Origin of the sequence: Pseudomonas sp. PS01300, assembly GCF_029960155.1 — a bacterium.
GTDB lineage: Bacteria > Pseudomonadota > Gammaproteobacteria > Pseudomonadales > Pseudomonadaceae > Aquipseudomonas > Aquipseudomonas palmensis.
Genome location: NZ_JASCPN010000003.1, coordinates 1 through 15,521 on the forward strand (window position 1 = coordinate 1; position 15,521 = coordinate 15,521).

The window sequence follows — 15,521 nt, forward strand, 5'->3', positions numbered from 1 at the left end:
CTGCAGGGCCATGCTGTCACATGGTCCTGCAGGCGCCGGCCTTGCCGGCGAAGGGCTGCACGGCAGCCCAGGTTCAGCGGTCGATCACTGCGCCAGTTTGTAGGCGATCACGTAATCGCCCATCTTTGTGCCCAGCGAACCGTGCCCGCCAGCCATCACCAGCACGTACTGCTGGCCATCCTTGCCGGTGTAGGTCATCGGCGTGGCCTGGCCGCCAGCCGGCAGGCGCGATTTCCACAGCTCCTTGCCGGTGTTCACGTCATACGCACGCAGGTACTGGTCCAGGGTGCCGCTCAAAAAGCCCAGGCCGCCGGCTGTCACCATCGAGCCGCCCATGCTCGGTACACCCACCGGCAGGCCGATCGGAATCGGCGAGCTGTCGCGGCTGGTGCCGTTCTTGTGCTTCCACACCACCTTGTTGGTGGTCAGGTCGATACCGGCCACATAGCCCCAGGCCGGGGCCTGGCACGGTACGCCCAGGGGCGACATGAACGGGTGCATGATCACCGCGTAAGGTGCGCCGGTGTTGGGCTGCACGCCGCTGGTCTCGCTTTCGCGCTTGCTGCCCTCGGCCACTTCGGCACGCGGCACCATCTTCGACACGAAGGCCATGTAGTTGGGGCTGGTGAACAGCAGCTGACGCACGGGGTCGACCGACACGCCGCCCCAGTTGAACACGCCCACGTTGCCCGGGTAGATCAGGCTGCCCTGCTCCGACGGCGGGGTGTACTGGCCCTCGTAGCGCAGTTCGCGGAACTGGATACGGCACAGCATCTGATCGAACGGGCTGGCGCCCCACATGGCCGCCTCGGTCAGGTCCGGGCCCAGCAGGTTCAGGTCCGAGCGGGCCTGGGTCGGTGCGGTGTGGTCGCCCTTGACCGCGCCCTGGGGCGCCGGGATCTCGCGGATCGGCACGATGGCACTGCCGTCACGACGGTCGAGCACGTACAGGCTGCCCTGCTTGGTCGGTGCGATCAGCGCAGGTTTGACGCCGTCGGCGGTCTTCAGGTCGAGCAGGGTCGGCTGGCTGCCGACGTCCATGTCCCACAGGTCGTGGTGGGTGAACTGGTAGTTCCAGCGTACCTTGCCGGTGGCCAGGTCCAGGGCGACGATGCCGGCACTGAACTTCTCGGCACCTGGGGTGCGGTCGGCGCCCCACTGGTCAGGGGTCTGGTTGCCCAGTGGCAGGTACACCATGCCCAGCTTCTCGTCGACGCTGGCCAGCGACCACATGTTGGCCGAGTTGCGGCTGTAGGTCTTGCCCGGTGCCAGCGGCGCGGTCTCGTCCGGGTTGTCGCTGTCCCAGTTCCAGACCAGACGACCGTCATGCACGTCGTAGGCACGGATCACGCCTGAGGGCTCGTTGGTGGACTCGTTGTCGGTGACGTGGCCACCGATGATCACCAGCTCGCGAGTGATCGCAGCAGGCGAGGTGGAGTAGTAGCCACCGGCGGTGAACGGGCCGATGCCCTGGGTCAGGTCGACCACGCCCTGGTTGCCGAAGCCTTCGCAGACCTTGCCGGTGTCGGCGTTGATCGCGATCAGGCGCGCATCGGCGGTGGGCAGGTACAGGCGACGCGGGCAGCTGCGCACCACGGCCTGGCCGGCTTCGGAGATTTTCGGCGCAGGGGCGCCGTCCATGTTCACGTAGTTGTTTTCGTCGTAGTACGACACGCCACGGCAGGTCATGTGGGCAAAGCCCTTGAAGCCCACCGGGCTCTTGATCTGCGGATCGAAGCGCCAGATCTCGGCACCGGTATCCGGGTCCAGAGCCAGCACCTTGCTGTGCGCGGTGCAGGCATACAGCTTGCCATTGACCTTGAGCGGGGTGTTCTCGTTGGTCAGCTCGACCGGGTCATCGCTGGTCGGCAGGTCGCCGGTGCGAATGCGCCAGGCCTCCTCGAGCTTGTGCACGTTGTTCGGGGTGATCTGGCGCAGCGGCGAGTAGCGGTCACCGAACTCGGTGCGCCCGTAGGCCTGCCAGTCGCCATCGGGCATGGCCGGCGCGGTGCTGCTCAGCTCGGTGCTGTCGCGGCCCAGCTCGCCCTTGATTTCACCCGGGAAGGTGAACTGGCTCGCCACTGCGGTGGCGCCCGACAGCACCACCGCCAGGCTCAGCAGGCCGGTGTTGAGCTTGCCGGGCTGGCCCAGCAGCGGGCGGCGTGCCCACGGCAGCAGCAACACCACGCCCAGGGCGAACCACAGCGACAGGCGCGGTACCAGTTGCCACCAGTCCAGGCCGACCTCCCACAATGCCCACAGGGTGCTACCCAGCAGCACCAGGCCGTACAGGCCCAGCGCGGTGCGGCGCAGTGCCAGCAGCAGCACGCCCGACAGGGCAAAGCCGATACCGGCGATCAGGTAATACAGCGAGCCGCCGAGCTGGCTCAGCTTGATACCGCCGGCCAGCAGCGCCAGCCCCATCAGCAACAGCAGCACGCCGAGCAGTCTCGGCAGCCAGCGGGTTCTACTCAAGGCACCATCAGTGCTCATCGTGTGTTCTCCATCAAGGTGAAAAGGTTCGAGCCGCAGGGCCCGTTCAGAAGCTGCTCTGGATCTTGAGGCCGCCGATCAGTGCGTCGTCCACGTGCCCGACCCCGCCCGGGTGGCGGATGTACTGCAGGTTCGGGCGCACGGTCAGCCACTGGGCCAGGTGGATGCCGTAATACAGCTCGGCGCTGTACTCGGTGTCCTGGACGGGCAGGAAGGCGGGGTTGTCGTAGTCGAAGAGGGCATTGGCGCGGTTGCGGGCCTCGGCGTTCCTGCGATAGGCCGGGTTGACGTGCACGCGAGCGAGGGCGAAGCCGATGTCGTCCTTGGCGCGGGCATCGAACAGCCCTTTGTAAACCACACCTGCCTGAACATAGTTGTCGATGGCATTGGTCTTCTTGTCGTGCAGCGTGGCATTGGCAAAAACGCTCAGGCCACGTGAGTGATCGCTGGCCAACGACGTCACCTGCTGCTGTGCCCCCAACCAGAACCCGTGCTTGCTCGAGCTGCTGCGATAGTCCTGGCCACTGAGGGCTGCCGGTTGGCCGTTGCCGTCCTTGTAAACATCTTGTGCCTTGGCACTACTGTAGTAGTAACCGGCGCGATATTCCCCTTTGAGGCCGTCGATGGCCGGCGTCCACACCAGTTCCACCGGCAGTACCGCGCCCTGGGTGCCGCTGCCGCTGAGCTTGAAGCCGTTCTGGCGCTCGAGGTTGGAGGGGTTCTGTTCGTAGGCACCGACCTGGGCGTAGAGTTCCGGCGTTAGGTGGTACTTGACGCGCAGGGCCCACTGGCTCACCGGCCAGTTGTACCAGATGCTGCCGGCCCAGTTGCCCACCTGCGAGCCGCAGAAGGCCAGGTTCTGGAAGTCGCAGGGGAAGCTGTTGAAGTCCTCGCCCTGGCCGAAGCGCCCGACCTTCACGTCGAGGTCGCCGTCCAGGTACGTCTGCTTGAACCACATCTGGGTCAGCCGCCAGGTCTGGCCACGGCCCCAGACTTCCTGGGCCGAGGTGAAGCCGCCCACCCGCGGATCGTTGATGCGATCGTTGCTGATGTTGTTGCCGTGGCGCTCGGTCACGGTCAACTGGAATTCGGCGCCCTGCCAGCCGAGGATCTTCTGCAGGTCCAGGTGGCTGCCCAGGCTGAACTGGTCGCTGTAGCGGGCGGTGTTGCTGTGGTCGTGGCCACCGTGCAGGTTGCTGCCCATCTCCCCGGTGTAGCCCAGAGTGAAGTCGTAGCCGCGCTCGGCCAGCGCCGAGCGTGTGCCGCCCCAGTCGCCGAGCATCCAGGGCGAGTCGCCGTCCAAGAGGGGGGCGGCCTGCAGGCTGCAGGCCAGGGTGCTGGCGGCCAGGCCTGCCAGCAAGGTCGCGGCGGCGGGGGGCAGATGATGGAACTGATGCATGAGATAGCGCTGTCTTTTGATTGTTGGAAGAACGGCAAATTGCCCGAGATGCAGGCATCGTCGAGGGCAAGGCAGTATCAGGAATAGGTGAAGCGGTTCAGCTTGAGGCGGGGAGGATATAGGCGAACGTGCCGGAAAAAAAGCCGGATCAGCAAGAGTGACCGTTGCCGGATGGGTAACAATCCGGCAACGGTGTGGGTTCAGAAGGTAGTTCGCAGGCCTACCTGGACGCTGCGACCCGGCGCTGGGGCGATGTCGCGCAGGATCGAACTGGCATAGCGTACGGTCTGATCGGTGAGGTTTTCGCCGCGCACGAAGGCCAGCCATTCACTCTGGCCGATCTCGAAGCGATAGCCCACGCTGGCCCCCAGGGTGGTGTAGCCGTCGGTGCTGGTTTCATTGGCCGGCTTGCGATGCTGGCTGCTGGCATGCTGCACGTCGACCCGTGCCTGCCAGCGTTCAAGGTTCCAGGTCAGGCCGCTGTTCAGGCGCAGCGGGGCAATGCGAGGCAGGTCTTCGCCGGTATCCAGGTTCTTGGCGCGGGTGTAGTCGCCAGACAGTTCCAGGGCGAAGCTGCCGTAGGCGTTTTCCAGCAGTTGCCAGCGGTCCTGGGCTTCGAGGCCATAGAAGCGGGCGCGCACGCCGTGATAGAGGTATTCGGGCACGTCGCCATGCTCGTGATCATGGTCGTGATCGTCATCCCCGTGATCGTGATCATGCCCTTCGCGCAGGTTGCCGCTGGCCAGCAGGCCGATGTAGTTGCGGAAATGGCTGTAGAACACGCCCACGCTGCCCTTGTGCGTGCCGTTGTCGAAACGCAGGGCCAGGTCGCTGGAGATCGCCTTCTCCTTCGAAAGCCCCGGGTCGCCCACCTCGTAGGTGCCGGTGGCGACGTGAGCGCCATTGGCATACAGCTCGTAGAAGGTCGGTGCACGTTCGGTGTAGCCCAGGCTGGCGGCCAGCGACCACACCGGGGTCAACTGGTACACCGCACCCGAGGACAGGCTGGCGGCGGTGAAGCTGCTGGCGCTGTCGGCTTGGGCGAAACGTTCGCTGCCCTGGCTGTCGGGGTCGACCCGGGTGTGCTCCAGGCGTGCGCCCAGGCTCAGGTCGAGGCGGTCGGTGGCCTTCCACTGTTCGAGCACGAACAGCGCCAGGCTGTCGGTATCGGTCTGCGGCACGAAGGCTTCTTCGCCCAACGCCGAGAACTCGTTGCGGGTGACCTGGGCGCCGATCACGCCTTCCACCGGCCCCAGCGGCTGGTGCCGAGCCTCGACGCGGGCCTCGTAGCCCTTGTTCTTGAAGGTGGTATGCACCTCGCCGCCTTCCAGCTCCTGATGCTTGTAGTCGGTGTAGCCGGCGTCGAACTTGAGCGAGCTGAACGGGCCGTCGAGGTCGCGCAGTTCGGAGGCAAAGGCGTAGTGGTCCTGTTCCATGGCCAGACGCACGCCGGGCTCGGCCACCGAACCGTAGTTGGCATCGTAGCGGCTGTAGGACAGGCCCGCGTAACCGTGTTCCCAGTTGTACGAACCGCCGACGGCACCACCGTCCTGGCGCCCGTCGCTGTTTTCCAGGCGATGCTTGCCGCCGGGTTCGTCGGAATCGCGCACCTTCGAACTGCGGGCGTAGCCGGGGATGCGCAAATCGTTGAACTGGCGGCTGTTGGCGTCCAGGTGCAGGGCGAAGCGGCCATCGCCGGCTTCCAGCTTGCCCGCACTGCTGCGGGTGGTGTCGGCGCCCCCGTAGCGCAGCTCGCCGGCACCATGAATGCCTTGCACCGGCGCGTCGGGGATGCGGTTGTCGAAGGTGTTGACCACCCCGCCGATGGCATTGCCACCGTAGAGCAGGGCGGCCGGGCCGCGCACGATCTCGACGCGCTCGACGGTCACCGGGTCCAGTGGCACGGCGTGGTCGTACGACAGCGAAGAGGCATCCAGTGCACCCACGCCGTTGCGCAGGATACGGATCCGGTCGCCGTCCAGGCCGCGGATCACCGGGCGGCTGGCGCCCGGGCCGAACCAGGTGGAGGCGACGCCGGGCTGGGTGTTCAGGGTTTCGCCCAGGCTGCCCTTTTGCTGCAGGGTCAATGTGTCGCCTTCGAGCACGCTGCTGGGGGCTGCCAGCGGGGTGCCCAACGGGTTGGCGGTGATGACCTGGGGTTGCAGTTCAACCGCGTGGCTGGGCAGCGAGGCCAGCCACAGTGCGGCGGCAAGGGGGGAGAGGTGGAGCGGCAGGTGACGCATGGTGGGGTCCTTGGCAGTTATCGTTTTGGTTACAATATAACATTACCGTAAAACAATAAATGCCAAGGTGCTGTCCAGAGCCTTCGCGGTCACTAGAATCACCTCAGGTGCCCTTGATCGAGAAAGGCCGCACCAGGTGCTGACGCGCCGCCGCACCTGGGCTAAGGTGCGCACCTTCGTTTGGCTGGAGCACAGGCATGACTGCCGCTGACAACAACCCGCTGCATGGCGTGACACTGGAACAGATCCTCACCGCGCTGGTGGCGCACTACCAATGGGAAGGGCTGGCGCAGCGCATCGATATCCGCTGCTTCAAGAGTGACCCGAGCATCAAGTCGAGCCTGACCTTCCTGCGCAAGACGCCCTGGGCGCGGGAGAAGGTCGAGCGCCTGTACCTGAAGCTGCAACGCGGTCGCTGAGCCGATGCCGGTGGCTGACCGTCGCATGGGCATCGGCCTGCTGGCGGGCCTTGGCTGGGCGGCGTTGACCATCCAGCTGTATCTGGTGCTGCTGGCGCGCTGGCAGGATCAGGCCAGCCTGCTGGGCGGGCTGGTGAATCTGTTCGGTTATTTCACGGTGTTGAGCAATACCCTGGTGGCCACGGTGCTGACCCAGGCGGCCTTTGGCCGTGAATCGGCGGCGCGGCGCTGGTGGCTGTCGCCCTGGGTGAGTTCCGGGGTGGCGGTGAGCATCGTGTTCGTGGCGCTGGCCTACAGCCTGTTGCTGCGTCACCTGTGGCAACCGCAGGGCTGGCAGTGGCTGGCCGATGAGCTGCTGCACGACGTGATGCCGGCGGCCTATGCGCTGTACTGGTGGTGGTGCGTGCCCAAGGGGCAGTTGCGTTTCACCCACCTGCTGGGCTGGCTGGTGTATCCGCTGGGGTACTTTGCGTATGTGCTGGCGCGCGGTCACGGTATCGGTTTCTATCCGTACCCGTTCGTCGATGTGGCGAGCCTGGGCTATGCGCAGGTGCTGCTCAATGCGCTGGCCATGCTGGGGGGCTTCATTCTGGTCGGCGTGCTGCTGATCGTCCTCGACCGCTGGCAGGGCAGGCGCCTGGCACGGGCCCAGGCGCAACCCTGAAGGTCGACGCTTATTCCTCGTCGTTGGGGTCCAGTCGCCAGTAGGCGGCCGCCTTGAGGTACGCCTCGTTCACGCCTTTCTCTTCCAGCAGCAGGCTCTTGGCCTTGCGCGTCAGCGCCTTTTCCAGGGCAACCCAGGCATACAGCGTGCCCGACGGCAGGCTCAGGTCGCGCAACACCTGCAGCACGTCCTGCTGGTGGCGCCGTACCCAGATCACCTCGACCTGCGCCGCGCTGGGCAGCGGCTGGCGTTCCTGGTCGTCCTCGATTTCGATCACCGCCAGCACCTTGCGTCCGGCTGGCAACTCTTCGAGCCGGCGGCCGATGGCCGGGATGGCGGTTTCATCGCCCACCAGCAGGTAGCTGTCGAAGATGTCCGGCACCACCAGCGAGGCGCGTGGCCCGGCGATATGCAGGTAATGGCCGGGTTCGGCCTGGGCCGCCCAGGTGGAGGCGGGGCCATCGCCGTGCAGCACGAAGTCCAGGTCCAGCTCGCCGGCGGCCAGGTCGATGCGCCGCGGGGTGTACTCGCGCATGGTCGGTCGCACGTCGGTGGCGCCGGGGTTGTCCAGGGCCACCTGTTCTTCGGGGGAGCAGGCGAACATGAGTTTGACGTGGTCGTCGCTGCCGACGCTGAGAAAGCCCTGCAGCTCGGCGCCGCCGAGGGTGATGCGGCGCATGCGCGGGGTCAGCTCGGTCACGCGCAGTACCTCGAGGCGGCGGCGCTTGATCTCGTGGTTGACGCGATGGATCGAAAGGTTGGGGCTGTCCGTCATTCGGAAGTCTCCTGGGTGGGGGTTGCCGGGCCGGCAACGATGGCTTTTGCGGTGTCGTTGAGCAGGGTGCGTACCCGCTCGATCTCTGCGGGGTTCCAGCGCCCGGCGTGGATCTGCAAGGCATGGCGCAGGTTGTGGACGGCTTCGTGGATTTCCGGCGGACGGTCGTGCACGCGCATCGAGCGCTTGCTCACCTCGATGCGCGTGCGCACGCCGTCCAGGGCGATGGCCTGGTCGACCAGCGACTGGCGCCCGGCGTCGGTGACGCTGTAGAGCTTCTTGCTGCCGTGGACTTCGCCGCTGATCAGCTCGCTCTCTTCGAGAAAGGTCAGGGTCGGGTAGATCACGCCGGGGCTGGGGCTGTAGCCGCCGTCGAACTCGGCCTCGATCTGGCGGATCAGGTCGTAGCCGTGCCCGGGCTTTTCCGAAAGCATGGCCAGCAGCAGCAACTTGAGATCGCCGGGGGCGAACACGCGGGGGCCACGGTCGCCGCGTTCACGGCCGTGCCGGCGCTCGAAGCCGTCATGGCGCTCGCCGCTGTCGCGGTGGGGTGGGTGATGGTCACGCATGGACTGTCTCCTGTCTGCGTTTCGATGTATCTAAAGATATTACTCAAGATATATCTTAACGCAAGACATGGAGATGATTATTTTTCGCATTTGGCGCTGATCTGTTTCGCCGGCAAGGCCGGCTCCTGCACGCAAGCGTGTGGTTGCTGCAGGCGGGCGAATGGCGTCAGGGCGTCGAAAGGTCTTGCGTTGCCACCAGCGGCGGCGTGCACAACGTGTTGCCCCCCGGCTGCAGGTATGGCAGCAGTATCGGCGCCATGCCCTTGAGCACCTGCACCGGCAACGCCGAGGTGAACTTGAATGCCTCGGCCGCGCGCCCCGGCACGAACGCCGTCAAGGTGCCGAAATGGTTGTCGCCCAGAAAGAACACGAACGTCGCGGTGCGGTTCAACGAACGCGAACCGATCAGCCGCCCGCCAGCACCGAAGCTCTCGATGCGGTTGTCCCCGGTGCCGGTCTTGCCGCCCATGGTCAGCAGGGTGCCATCGGGCAGCTTGAAGCTCCCCGACACCCGTCGTGCCGTACCGGCGTCCACCACCTGCGACATGGCCCCGCGCAGGGCCCGCGCCACTTCCACCGACAGCACCCGCTGGCCCCGGTCCGGGTCACCGGCCAGGCGCAGTTCATAGGGCGTGTCGGCGGCAAAGTGCAGGGTGTCGATACGCAGCACCGGCAGGCGCACGCCGTCGTTCTGGATGATGCCCACCAGCTCGGCCAGCGCCGCCGGGCGGTCGCCCGAGCTGCCGATGGCGGTGGCCAGCGATGGCACCAGGTGATCGAACGGGTAGCCCACGCGCTTCCAGCGCTGGTGAATGTCGAGGAACGCCTCGATCTCGACCATGGTACGGATACGGCTGTCACGGGCGCCCTTGTGCCGGCTCTTGAACAGCCAGCTGTAGACTTCCTGGCGTTCGAAATGGCTGGCCAGCACCGCGTCCTGAAAGCTTGCGGTGGGGTTCTTCAGCAGGTAGCCCAGCAGCCACAGGTCCAGCGGGTGCACCCGGGCGATGTAGCCCTGGTCGGGCAGGTCGTAGGTGCCCGGGCCGTAGGCGGCATACAGGCCTTCCAGACGCTGGTCGGTCAGTTGGTCCTTTTTCAGCGGTGGCCGCTTGGCCGCCCCTGGCTCGGCCTTCATGTGCGCGCGCACGAAGGCGTTGAAGGTGGCCTGGTCGGCCTCGGGGAACAGGTAGCGGTGCACGGCGGCCAGGCGGATCGGCGTGACCCGCAGGCTGTCGAGAAAGGTGTCCAGGCGTTCCTGCGAGGTCTTGCGCTGGTACTTCTTCCAGAACCGGCGCATGAAGTCGGTGCCCTCGCGGTCGGCGAAGCGGGCAAGGTACTCCTGGCGCCGCGGCTCGGCATCGTCCTTGAGCAACTTGCCGCTGTTGCCCGGTGCCGAATAGGTGCTGTAGCGCACCAGGTCGCGCATCAGGCGAATGAAGGGCAGGTTGATCGACTCGCGCAGGGCATCCTTGAGGGTCGGCATGCGGCCGTTGTCCTCGCGGCGAAAGTTGTTGAACACATGCATGCCGCCGCCGGTGAAAAAGGCTTCGCCGGGGCTGGCCGAATACTTGCGCTCCAGCGCCGCGTCGAGCATCGCGGTGATGTTGCGGTCCTTGTTGCGGGCCAGGTAATCCAGGGCCCAGCGGCTGATGAAGTCGGTGTCGGCCACCTCCACCTTGCTCAACTGGGCCGGGGTCATGTCGACGTACTTGTCGTGCAGCTCGGCGATGATTTCCAGGTACTGGGTCAGCACCCGCAACTTGGCGGTGGAGCCCAGCTCAAGCTTGCTGCCCTCGTTGATGTCGAACGGCTGGTCGGTGCTGTCGGTCTGTACCCGTACCCGCGAGCCGTCGGCGGTGCGTTCCAGCAGGGTGAAGCTGTAGCGCACCTGGGTGGTGCTGGTGGGGGTCAGCAGGCGTTCGCCGATCAGCCCCATCTGCGCCGCAAAGGCCGGGTCGGCGAGGCTCTTGAGGTACTCGCTGACCTGCCCCTGCAGGTCGGCCTGCAGCGTGCTGGTGGCCGACAGGTCGAGGCGGTCCAGGTCGTACAGCGGGCGCCCCAGCGCCGACGACAAGCGGCTGCGGGCCACGCTGATGCCCTTGTTGGTGACGATGGGCACGATGGTCGGCTGCGCCACCCAGTCGCGAAACACCACCTTGCTTGCCAGCGCGGCATCGGCCAGCGGGCGGTCGATGATGTTGTTGGCGGCCAGCAGGCGCACGTGGCTGTCGGTGAGGGTGGCCAGTTCGTTGCGACCCTTGGACAGAAAGTGCGACGGGCGGCGCTGGGCAATCATCAGCGACAGCACCTGGCGCAGTGCCAGGCCACGCGCGGCCAGGCTGGCCGGGTCGCTGTCGGTACTGGCCAGGGTCTTGTTGACCTCGGCAAAGTCGGCGCCGTACCACACCCGCAGGCCCTCGGCCATGCCGTGCACTTCGCCGTGGCCGGGCACCGCCGACAGCGGCACGCTGTTGAGGTAGTCGCGCACGATGCGCTGGCGTGCGCCCAGGGTCTGCGGCCCGTCCTGGTAGGCGCGCACGCTGGCCGAAATCATCTGGCGCAGTTTCTCGCTGCCCGACACCGTGAGGCCATCGGGGGAGTGGCGGTATTTTTCCAGCTGCGTGGCCAGCGTGCTGCCGCCGGCCGACTGGCCGGGCAGGGCCAGGTGCTTGGCGACCTGACTGTAGGCGGCCATGGCGAAGCGCGGCCAGTCCACCGCCGGGTTGCTGCGCGGATCGGCGGGGTCGAGCAGGTCGCGGTTCTCGATGAACAGCAGGCTGTGCACGATCACCGGCGGGATCGAGGCGAAATCCGGGTACAGGTGCTGCGGGTAATGGAACTGGTACAGCGCGTCGCCCTTGCAGTCGGTGATCGACAGGCCGGCCTGGATCTTCTCGGTATAGGGCACGAAGAACCCGTGCTGCACATAGTTCATCAGCGCCGGCGAAAAACGCGCCTGCTCGACGATCACGTAATCGCGCTTGAACAGCCGCGGCAGGAACTCGCCCAGCGCGCTGTAGCCCAGGCGCTTGTCGAACGGGCCTTCGCCCGGGTAGATGACGGCATCGCTGGGGCCCTTGTGCATCGAATAGCTCAGGGTGGCGGCGAACTGGCTGAACTCGCGCGCCTGCAGGCGCGAGGTGTGCATTTCACGGGCGATCGCCAGGCCCAGCAGTACCAGGGCCCCCAGCACCAGCAGGCCGAACAGCCACCAGCCATAGCGCCGGCGGGGACGTTTGGGCAATGCGGGAGTATCCGGTTGTTCTGCGGCAGCCTGCGTCTTGTCTGGTTCCGTTTGCCACTGTGCGCCCATAGTGTTCAGCCCGGCTGCGTATGTTCGTCTCGCTTGCCTGAAGCTTAGACGCTGGTCGCAATTGATGAAAAATTTGTGGGTTGCCAGCGGCAGGTTCGCCAATCACGGCGCGAACATGCGCCTTTGGTGCAAGGTTGTGTTGCCCCGTTTTGGTGCTATGTTAGCCGCCCGGTTGACACCCGCACGGCCAAGCGCGGGTAATGCCACTCCGAATAAGCGGTAATTGCCGAGAGTTCTCGCCAAATATCGGGGTTTATATAGTGAAAAGCCCTGTAGCGGCCTTCCTATACTGCTCGCCCCTTTCGCTCGGCCGGTGCTCCGCGCCCCGGTCGACGTGCTTGCCCACAAGGTGAGCCCGGCGCGGCGAAACAGCAGCCTATCGGCGCTGTACAGCCTGCACGAAGGGTTATATCCAATAACAAAATGAGGTTGTATTCCTATGCCAGTCGGCAACCACCCTTCTCATGGTGAGACCGCCCAGGGCGGCCCACTCAAGCGGGAACTCGGCGAACGTCACATTCGCCTGATGGCGCTGGGCGCCTGTATCGGTGTCGGGCTGTTCCTCGGTTCGGCCAAGGCCATCGAAATGGCCGGGCCGGCGATCATGCTGTCCTACATCATCGGCGGCCTGGCGATCCTGGTGATCATGCGCGCGCTGGGCGAGATGGCCGTGCACAACCCGGTGGCCGGGTCCTTCAGCCGCTACGCACAAGACTACCTGGGCCCGCTGGCGGGCTTTCTGACCGGCTGGAACTACTGGTTCCTGTGGCTGGTGACCTGTGTCGCCGAGATCACCGCGGTGGCCATCTACATGGGCATCTGGTTCCCGGACGTACCGCGCTGGATCTGGGCCCTGGCGGCGCTGGGGAGCATGGGCGCGATCAACCTGGTGGCGGTGAAGGCCTTCGGCGAGTTCGAATTCTGGTTCGCCCTGATCAAGATCGTGACCATCATCGCCATGGTGCTGGGCGGCATCGGCGTGATCGCCTTCGGCTTCGGCAACGACGGTGTGGCGCTGGGCATCTCCAACCTGTGGAGTCACGGCGGCTTCATGCCCAACGGCGTGACCGGCGTGCTGATGTCGCTGCAGATGGTGATGTTCGCCTACCTGGGCGTGGAGATGATCGGCCTTACCGCCGGTGAAGCGCGCAACCCGCAAAAGACCATCCCGCAGGCCATCGGCTCGGTGTTCTGGCGCATCCTGCTGTTCTACGTCGGCGCGCTGTTCGTGATCCTGTCGCTGTACCCGTGGAACGAGATCGGCAGCCAGGGCAGCCCGTTCGTGATGACCTTCGAGCGCCTGGGCATCAAGACCGCAGCCGGCATCATCAACTTCGTGGTGATCACCGCGGCGCTGTCGTCGTGCAACGGCGGTATCTTCAGTACCGGGCGCATGCTCTACAGCCTGGCGCAGAACGGCCAGGCCCCGGCCAGCTTTGCGCGCACCTCGCGCAACGGCGTGCCGCGCAATGCACTGCTGCTGTCGATCGGCGCGCTGCTGTTGGGCGTGCTGGCCAACTACCTGGTACCTGAAAAGGTCTTCGTGTGGGTGACCTCGATCGCCACCTTCGGCGCGATCTGGACCTGGGTGATGATCCTGCTGGCGCAACTGCGCTTTCGCGCCGGGCTGAGCCAGGCCGAACGGGCCGCGCTCAAGTACCGCATGTGGCTGTGGCCGCTGAGTTCCTACCTGGCCCTGGCGTTCCTGATCCTGGTGGTCGGCCTGATGGCCTACTTCGAGGAAACCCGCGTGGCGCTGTTCATCGGCCCGGCGTTCCTTGTAATGCTGACGGTGCTGTACCACGTGTTCAAGCTGGCGCCCAAGGGCGACAGTGAAGCAGTGGCGGCATCCAGCGCATCCTGATGTACACAACCCCGGCCCAGGCCGGGGTTTTTATGTGGCTGTACTGCCCCTTCGCCGGCAATGCCGGCTTCTGCAGGTGAGGAGTCGGCAACGCCGTTACGCCGCTTCGGCGTTGGGCTCGAAACTGTCTGCCCGCGCCATCTGCCACATCCGCGAGTAGAACTCGCCGTTCACCTCGCCGGTAAGCAGTTCACCCGGCTTGAGGAACACGTGCAGCTGCGAGAACAGCTTGATCTCGGTGGCCGACATGCGCCGCACCAGGTGCTTGGCCTCCAGCTGCGAGGGGTGATCCAGCCCGGCGGCGGCGAGCATCTCGGCCAGCGCCTTGAGCGTGTTGCGGTGGAAGCTGAACACCCGCTGCGCCTTGTCCGGCACCACCAGCGCCCGCTGGCGCAGGCCGTCCTGGGTGGCCACGCCGGTCGGGCACTTGTTGGTATGGCAGCTTTGCGACTGGATGCAGCCGATGGCGAACATGAAGCCGCGCGCCGAGTTGGCCCAGTCGGCACCGATGGCCAGCACGCTGGCGATATCGAACGCACTGACGATCTTGCCGCTGGCGCCCAGCTTGATCTTGTCGCGCAGGTTCAGCCCCACCAGGGTGTTGTGCACGAACAGCAGCCCTTCGCGCAGCGGCACGCCGATGTGGTCGGTGAACTCCACCGGCGCGGCGCCGGTGCCGCCTTCCTTGCCGTCGACCACGATGAAGTCGGGCAGGATGCCGGTCTCGAGCATGGCCTTGGCAATGCCCATGAACTCCCACGGGTGGCCCAGGCAGAACTTGAAGCCGACCGGCTTGCCGCCGGACAGCTCGCGCAGCTGGGCAATGAACTGCATCAGCTCGATGGGGGTGGAGAACGCGCTGTGGCGCGACGGCGAGATGCAGTCTTCGCCCATCATGATGCCGCGGGTGTCGGCGATTTCCTGGGTCACCTTGTGCTTGGGCAGGATGCCGCCGTGGCCGGGCTTGGCGCCCTGGCTCATCTTGATTTCGATCATGCGCACCTGCGGGCTGCTGGCCTGCTGCGCGAAGCGCTCGGGGTCGAAGCGACCGTCCGAGGTGCGGCAGCCGAAGTAGCCGCTGCCCAGTTCCCAGGTCAGGTCGCCGCCATGTTCGCGGTGGTAGGGGCTGATGCTGCCCTCGCCGGTGTCATGTGCGAAGTTGCCGAGCTTGGCGCCCTGGTTGAGGGCGCGAATGGCGTTGGCGCTGAGCGAGCCGAAGCTCATGGCCGAGATGTTGAACACCGAGGCCGAATAGGGCTGGGTGCACTGCGGGCCGCCGACGATCACCCGAAAGCTCTCGGGGTCGCTGAGCGGTGCCGGGCGCATGGAGTGGCCGATGAACTCGAAGCCCGACTGGTAGACGTCGATCAGGGTGCCGAACGGCTTGTCGGCGGTTTCGTTCTTGGCCCGCGAGTACACCAGCGAGCGCTGGGCGCGGGAGAAGGGCAGCGCATCGCTGTCGGATTCGAGCAGGTACTGGCGGATTTCCGGGCGGATGCCCTCCACCAGGTAGCGGATATTGCCCAGAATCGGGTAGTTGCGCCGCACCGCATGGCGGCTCTGCAGCAGGTCGAACAGTCCCAGCAGGCTGAGCAGGCCGGTGACCAGGGTGAAGGGCCACAGCCAGTCGTGGTGCAGGAACGGCAGGCTGGCGAGGGTGAACACGACACACGCGGCGAAGAAGGCATAACGGCTGAGGAGGGAGAGGCTCATGCGGGTTCCTTTTGCAGGCAATCCAAGACCTTATATCGAATGGGGGATTGGATGCCAGTGAACCCATCA

General features: G+C 65.8%; 10 protein-coding genes. 3 read left to right on the forward strand and 7 right to left on the reverse strand.

Going from position 1 to position 15,521, the window contains the following annotated elements; genetic code table 11:
• Nucleotides 1-84: 84 nt before the first annotated feature.
• The 3 genes from QMX96_RS02365 to QMX96_RS02375 all read right to left on the reverse strand — a co-directional run bounded on the left by QMX96_RS02365 (nt 85) and on the right by QMX96_RS02375 (nt 6,135).
• Nucleotides 85-2,493: a glucose/quinate/shikimate family membrane-bound PQQ-dependent dehydrogenase gene (locus tag QMX96_RS02365; protein WP_043862008.1), complete on the reverse strand. Its 2,409-nt coding sequence runs from the start codon at nt 2,491-2,493 to the stop codon at nt 85-87.
• Between the two features lie 46 nt (nt 2,494-2,539).
• On the reverse strand, nt 2,540-3,892 hold the full coding sequence (locus QMX96_RS02370) for a carbohydrate porin (RefSeq protein WP_054914764.1): 1,353 nt from the start codon (nt 3,890-3,892) through the stop codon (nt 2,540-2,542).
• Nucleotides 3,893-4,092: 200 nt separating this feature from the next.
• Nucleotides 4,093-6,135, reverse strand: a complete 2,043-nt coding sequence (locus QMX96_RS02375; protein WP_282361120.1) for a TonB-dependent receptor — start codon at nt 6,133-6,135, stop codon at nt 4,093-4,095.
• 197 nt (nt 6,136-6,332) lie between these two features.
• Between QMX96_RS02375 and QMX96_RS02380 the strand changes: the two genes are divergently transcribed.
• Nucleotides 6,333-6,554, forward strand: a complete 222-nt coding sequence (locus QMX96_RS02380) for a VF530 family protein (RefSeq protein ID WP_043862005.1) — start codon at nt 6,333-6,335, stop codon at nt 6,552-6,554.
• A gap of 4 nt (nt 6,555-6,558) precedes the next feature.
• Nucleotides 6,559-7,218 (forward strand): Pr6Pr family membrane protein, encoded by a 660-nt coding sequence (locus QMX96_RS02385; protein WP_253086752.1) that lies wholly within the window; start codon nt 6,559-6,561, stop codon nt 7,216-7,218.
• Between the two features lie 10 nt (nt 7,219-7,228).
• Here the strand turns inward: QMX96_RS02385 and QMX96_RS02390 are convergent, their stop codons facing one another.
• The 3 genes from QMX96_RS02390 to QMX96_RS02400 all read right to left on the reverse strand — a co-directional run bounded on the left by QMX96_RS02390 (nt 7,229) and on the right by QMX96_RS02400 (nt 11,875).
• Complete coding sequence (locus QMX96_RS02390; protein ID WP_043862003.1) at nt 7,229-7,993, reverse strand: siderophore-interacting protein; 765 nt, start codon at nt 7,991-7,993, stop codon at nt 7,229-7,231.
• Nucleotides 7,990-8,562, reverse strand: a complete 573-nt coding sequence (locus QMX96_RS02395; RefSeq protein WP_054914759.1) for a PadR family transcriptional regulator — start codon at nt 8,560-8,562, stop codon at nt 7,990-7,992. Before QMX96_RS02395 ends, QMX96_RS02390 begins: the two co-directional genes overlap by 4 nt.
• A gap of 166 nt (nt 8,563-8,728) precedes the next feature.
• Nucleotides 8,729-11,875: a transglycosylase domain-containing protein gene (locus tag QMX96_RS02400; protein ID WP_282361128.1), complete on the reverse strand. Its 3,147-nt coding sequence runs from the start codon at nt 11,873-11,875 to the stop codon at nt 8,729-8,731.
• 439 nt (nt 11,876-12,314) lie between these two features.
• On the opposite strand from QMX96_RS02400, the gene QMX96_RS02405 reads away from it, so the two are divergent.
• Nucleotides 12,315-13,739 (forward strand): amino acid permease, encoded by a 1,425-nt coding sequence (locus QMX96_RS02405; RefSeq protein ID WP_043862000.1) that lies wholly within the window; start codon nt 12,315-12,317, stop codon nt 13,737-13,739.
• 96 nt (nt 13,740-13,835) lie between these two features.
• Here the strand turns inward: QMX96_RS02405 and QMX96_RS02410 are convergent, their stop codons facing one another.
• Complete coding sequence (locus QMX96_RS02410; RefSeq protein WP_054914757.1) at nt 13,836-15,452, reverse strand: FMN-binding glutamate synthase family protein; 1,617 nt, start codon at nt 15,450-15,452, stop codon at nt 13,836-13,838.
• Between the last annotated feature and the right edge of the window lie 69 nt (nt 15,453-15,521).

What these genes read in the sequence shown, in the direction of transcription:
- QMX96_RS02410 (WP_054914757.1), bottom strand. Translation starts at nt 15,452, where the DNA reads ATGAGCCTCTCCCTCCTCAGCCGTTATGCCTTCTTCGCCGCGTGTGTC.
- QMX96_RS02375 (WP_282361120.1), bottom strand. Translation starts at nt 6,135, where the DNA reads ATGCGTCACCTGCCGCTCCACCTCTCCCCCCTTGCCGCCGCACTGTGG.
- QMX96_RS02380 (WP_043862005.1), top strand. Translation starts at nt 6,333, where the DNA reads ATGACTGCCGCTGACAACAACCCGCTGCATGGCGTGACACTGGAACAG.
- QMX96_RS02405 (WP_043862000.1), top strand. Translation starts at nt 12,315, where the DNA reads ATGCCAGTCGGCAACCACCCTTCTCATGGTGAGACCGCCCAGGGCGGC.
- QMX96_RS02390 (WP_043862003.1), bottom strand. Translation starts at nt 7,993, where the DNA reads ATGACGGACAGCCCCAACCTTTCGATCCATCGCGTCAACCACGAGATC.
- QMX96_RS02395 (WP_054914759.1), bottom strand. Translation starts at nt 8,562, where the DNA reads ATGCGTGACCATCACCCACCCCACCGCGACAGCGGCGAGCGCCATGAC.
- QMX96_RS02400 (WP_282361128.1), bottom strand. Translation starts at nt 11,875, where the DNA reads ATGGGCGCACAGTGGCAAACGGAACCAGACAAGACGCAGGCTGCCGCA.
- QMX96_RS02385 (WP_253086752.1), top strand. Translation starts at nt 6,559, where the DNA reads ATGCCGGTGGCTGACCGTCGCATGGGCATCGGCCTGCTGGCGGGCCTT.
- QMX96_RS02370 (WP_054914764.1), bottom strand. Translation starts at nt 3,892, where the DNA reads ATGCATCAGTTCCATCATCTGCCCCCCGCCGCCGCGACCTTGCTGGCA.
- QMX96_RS02365 (WP_043862008.1), bottom strand. Translation starts at nt 2,493, where the DNA reads ATGAGCACTGATGGTGCCTTGAGTAGAACCCGCTGGCTGCCGAGACTG.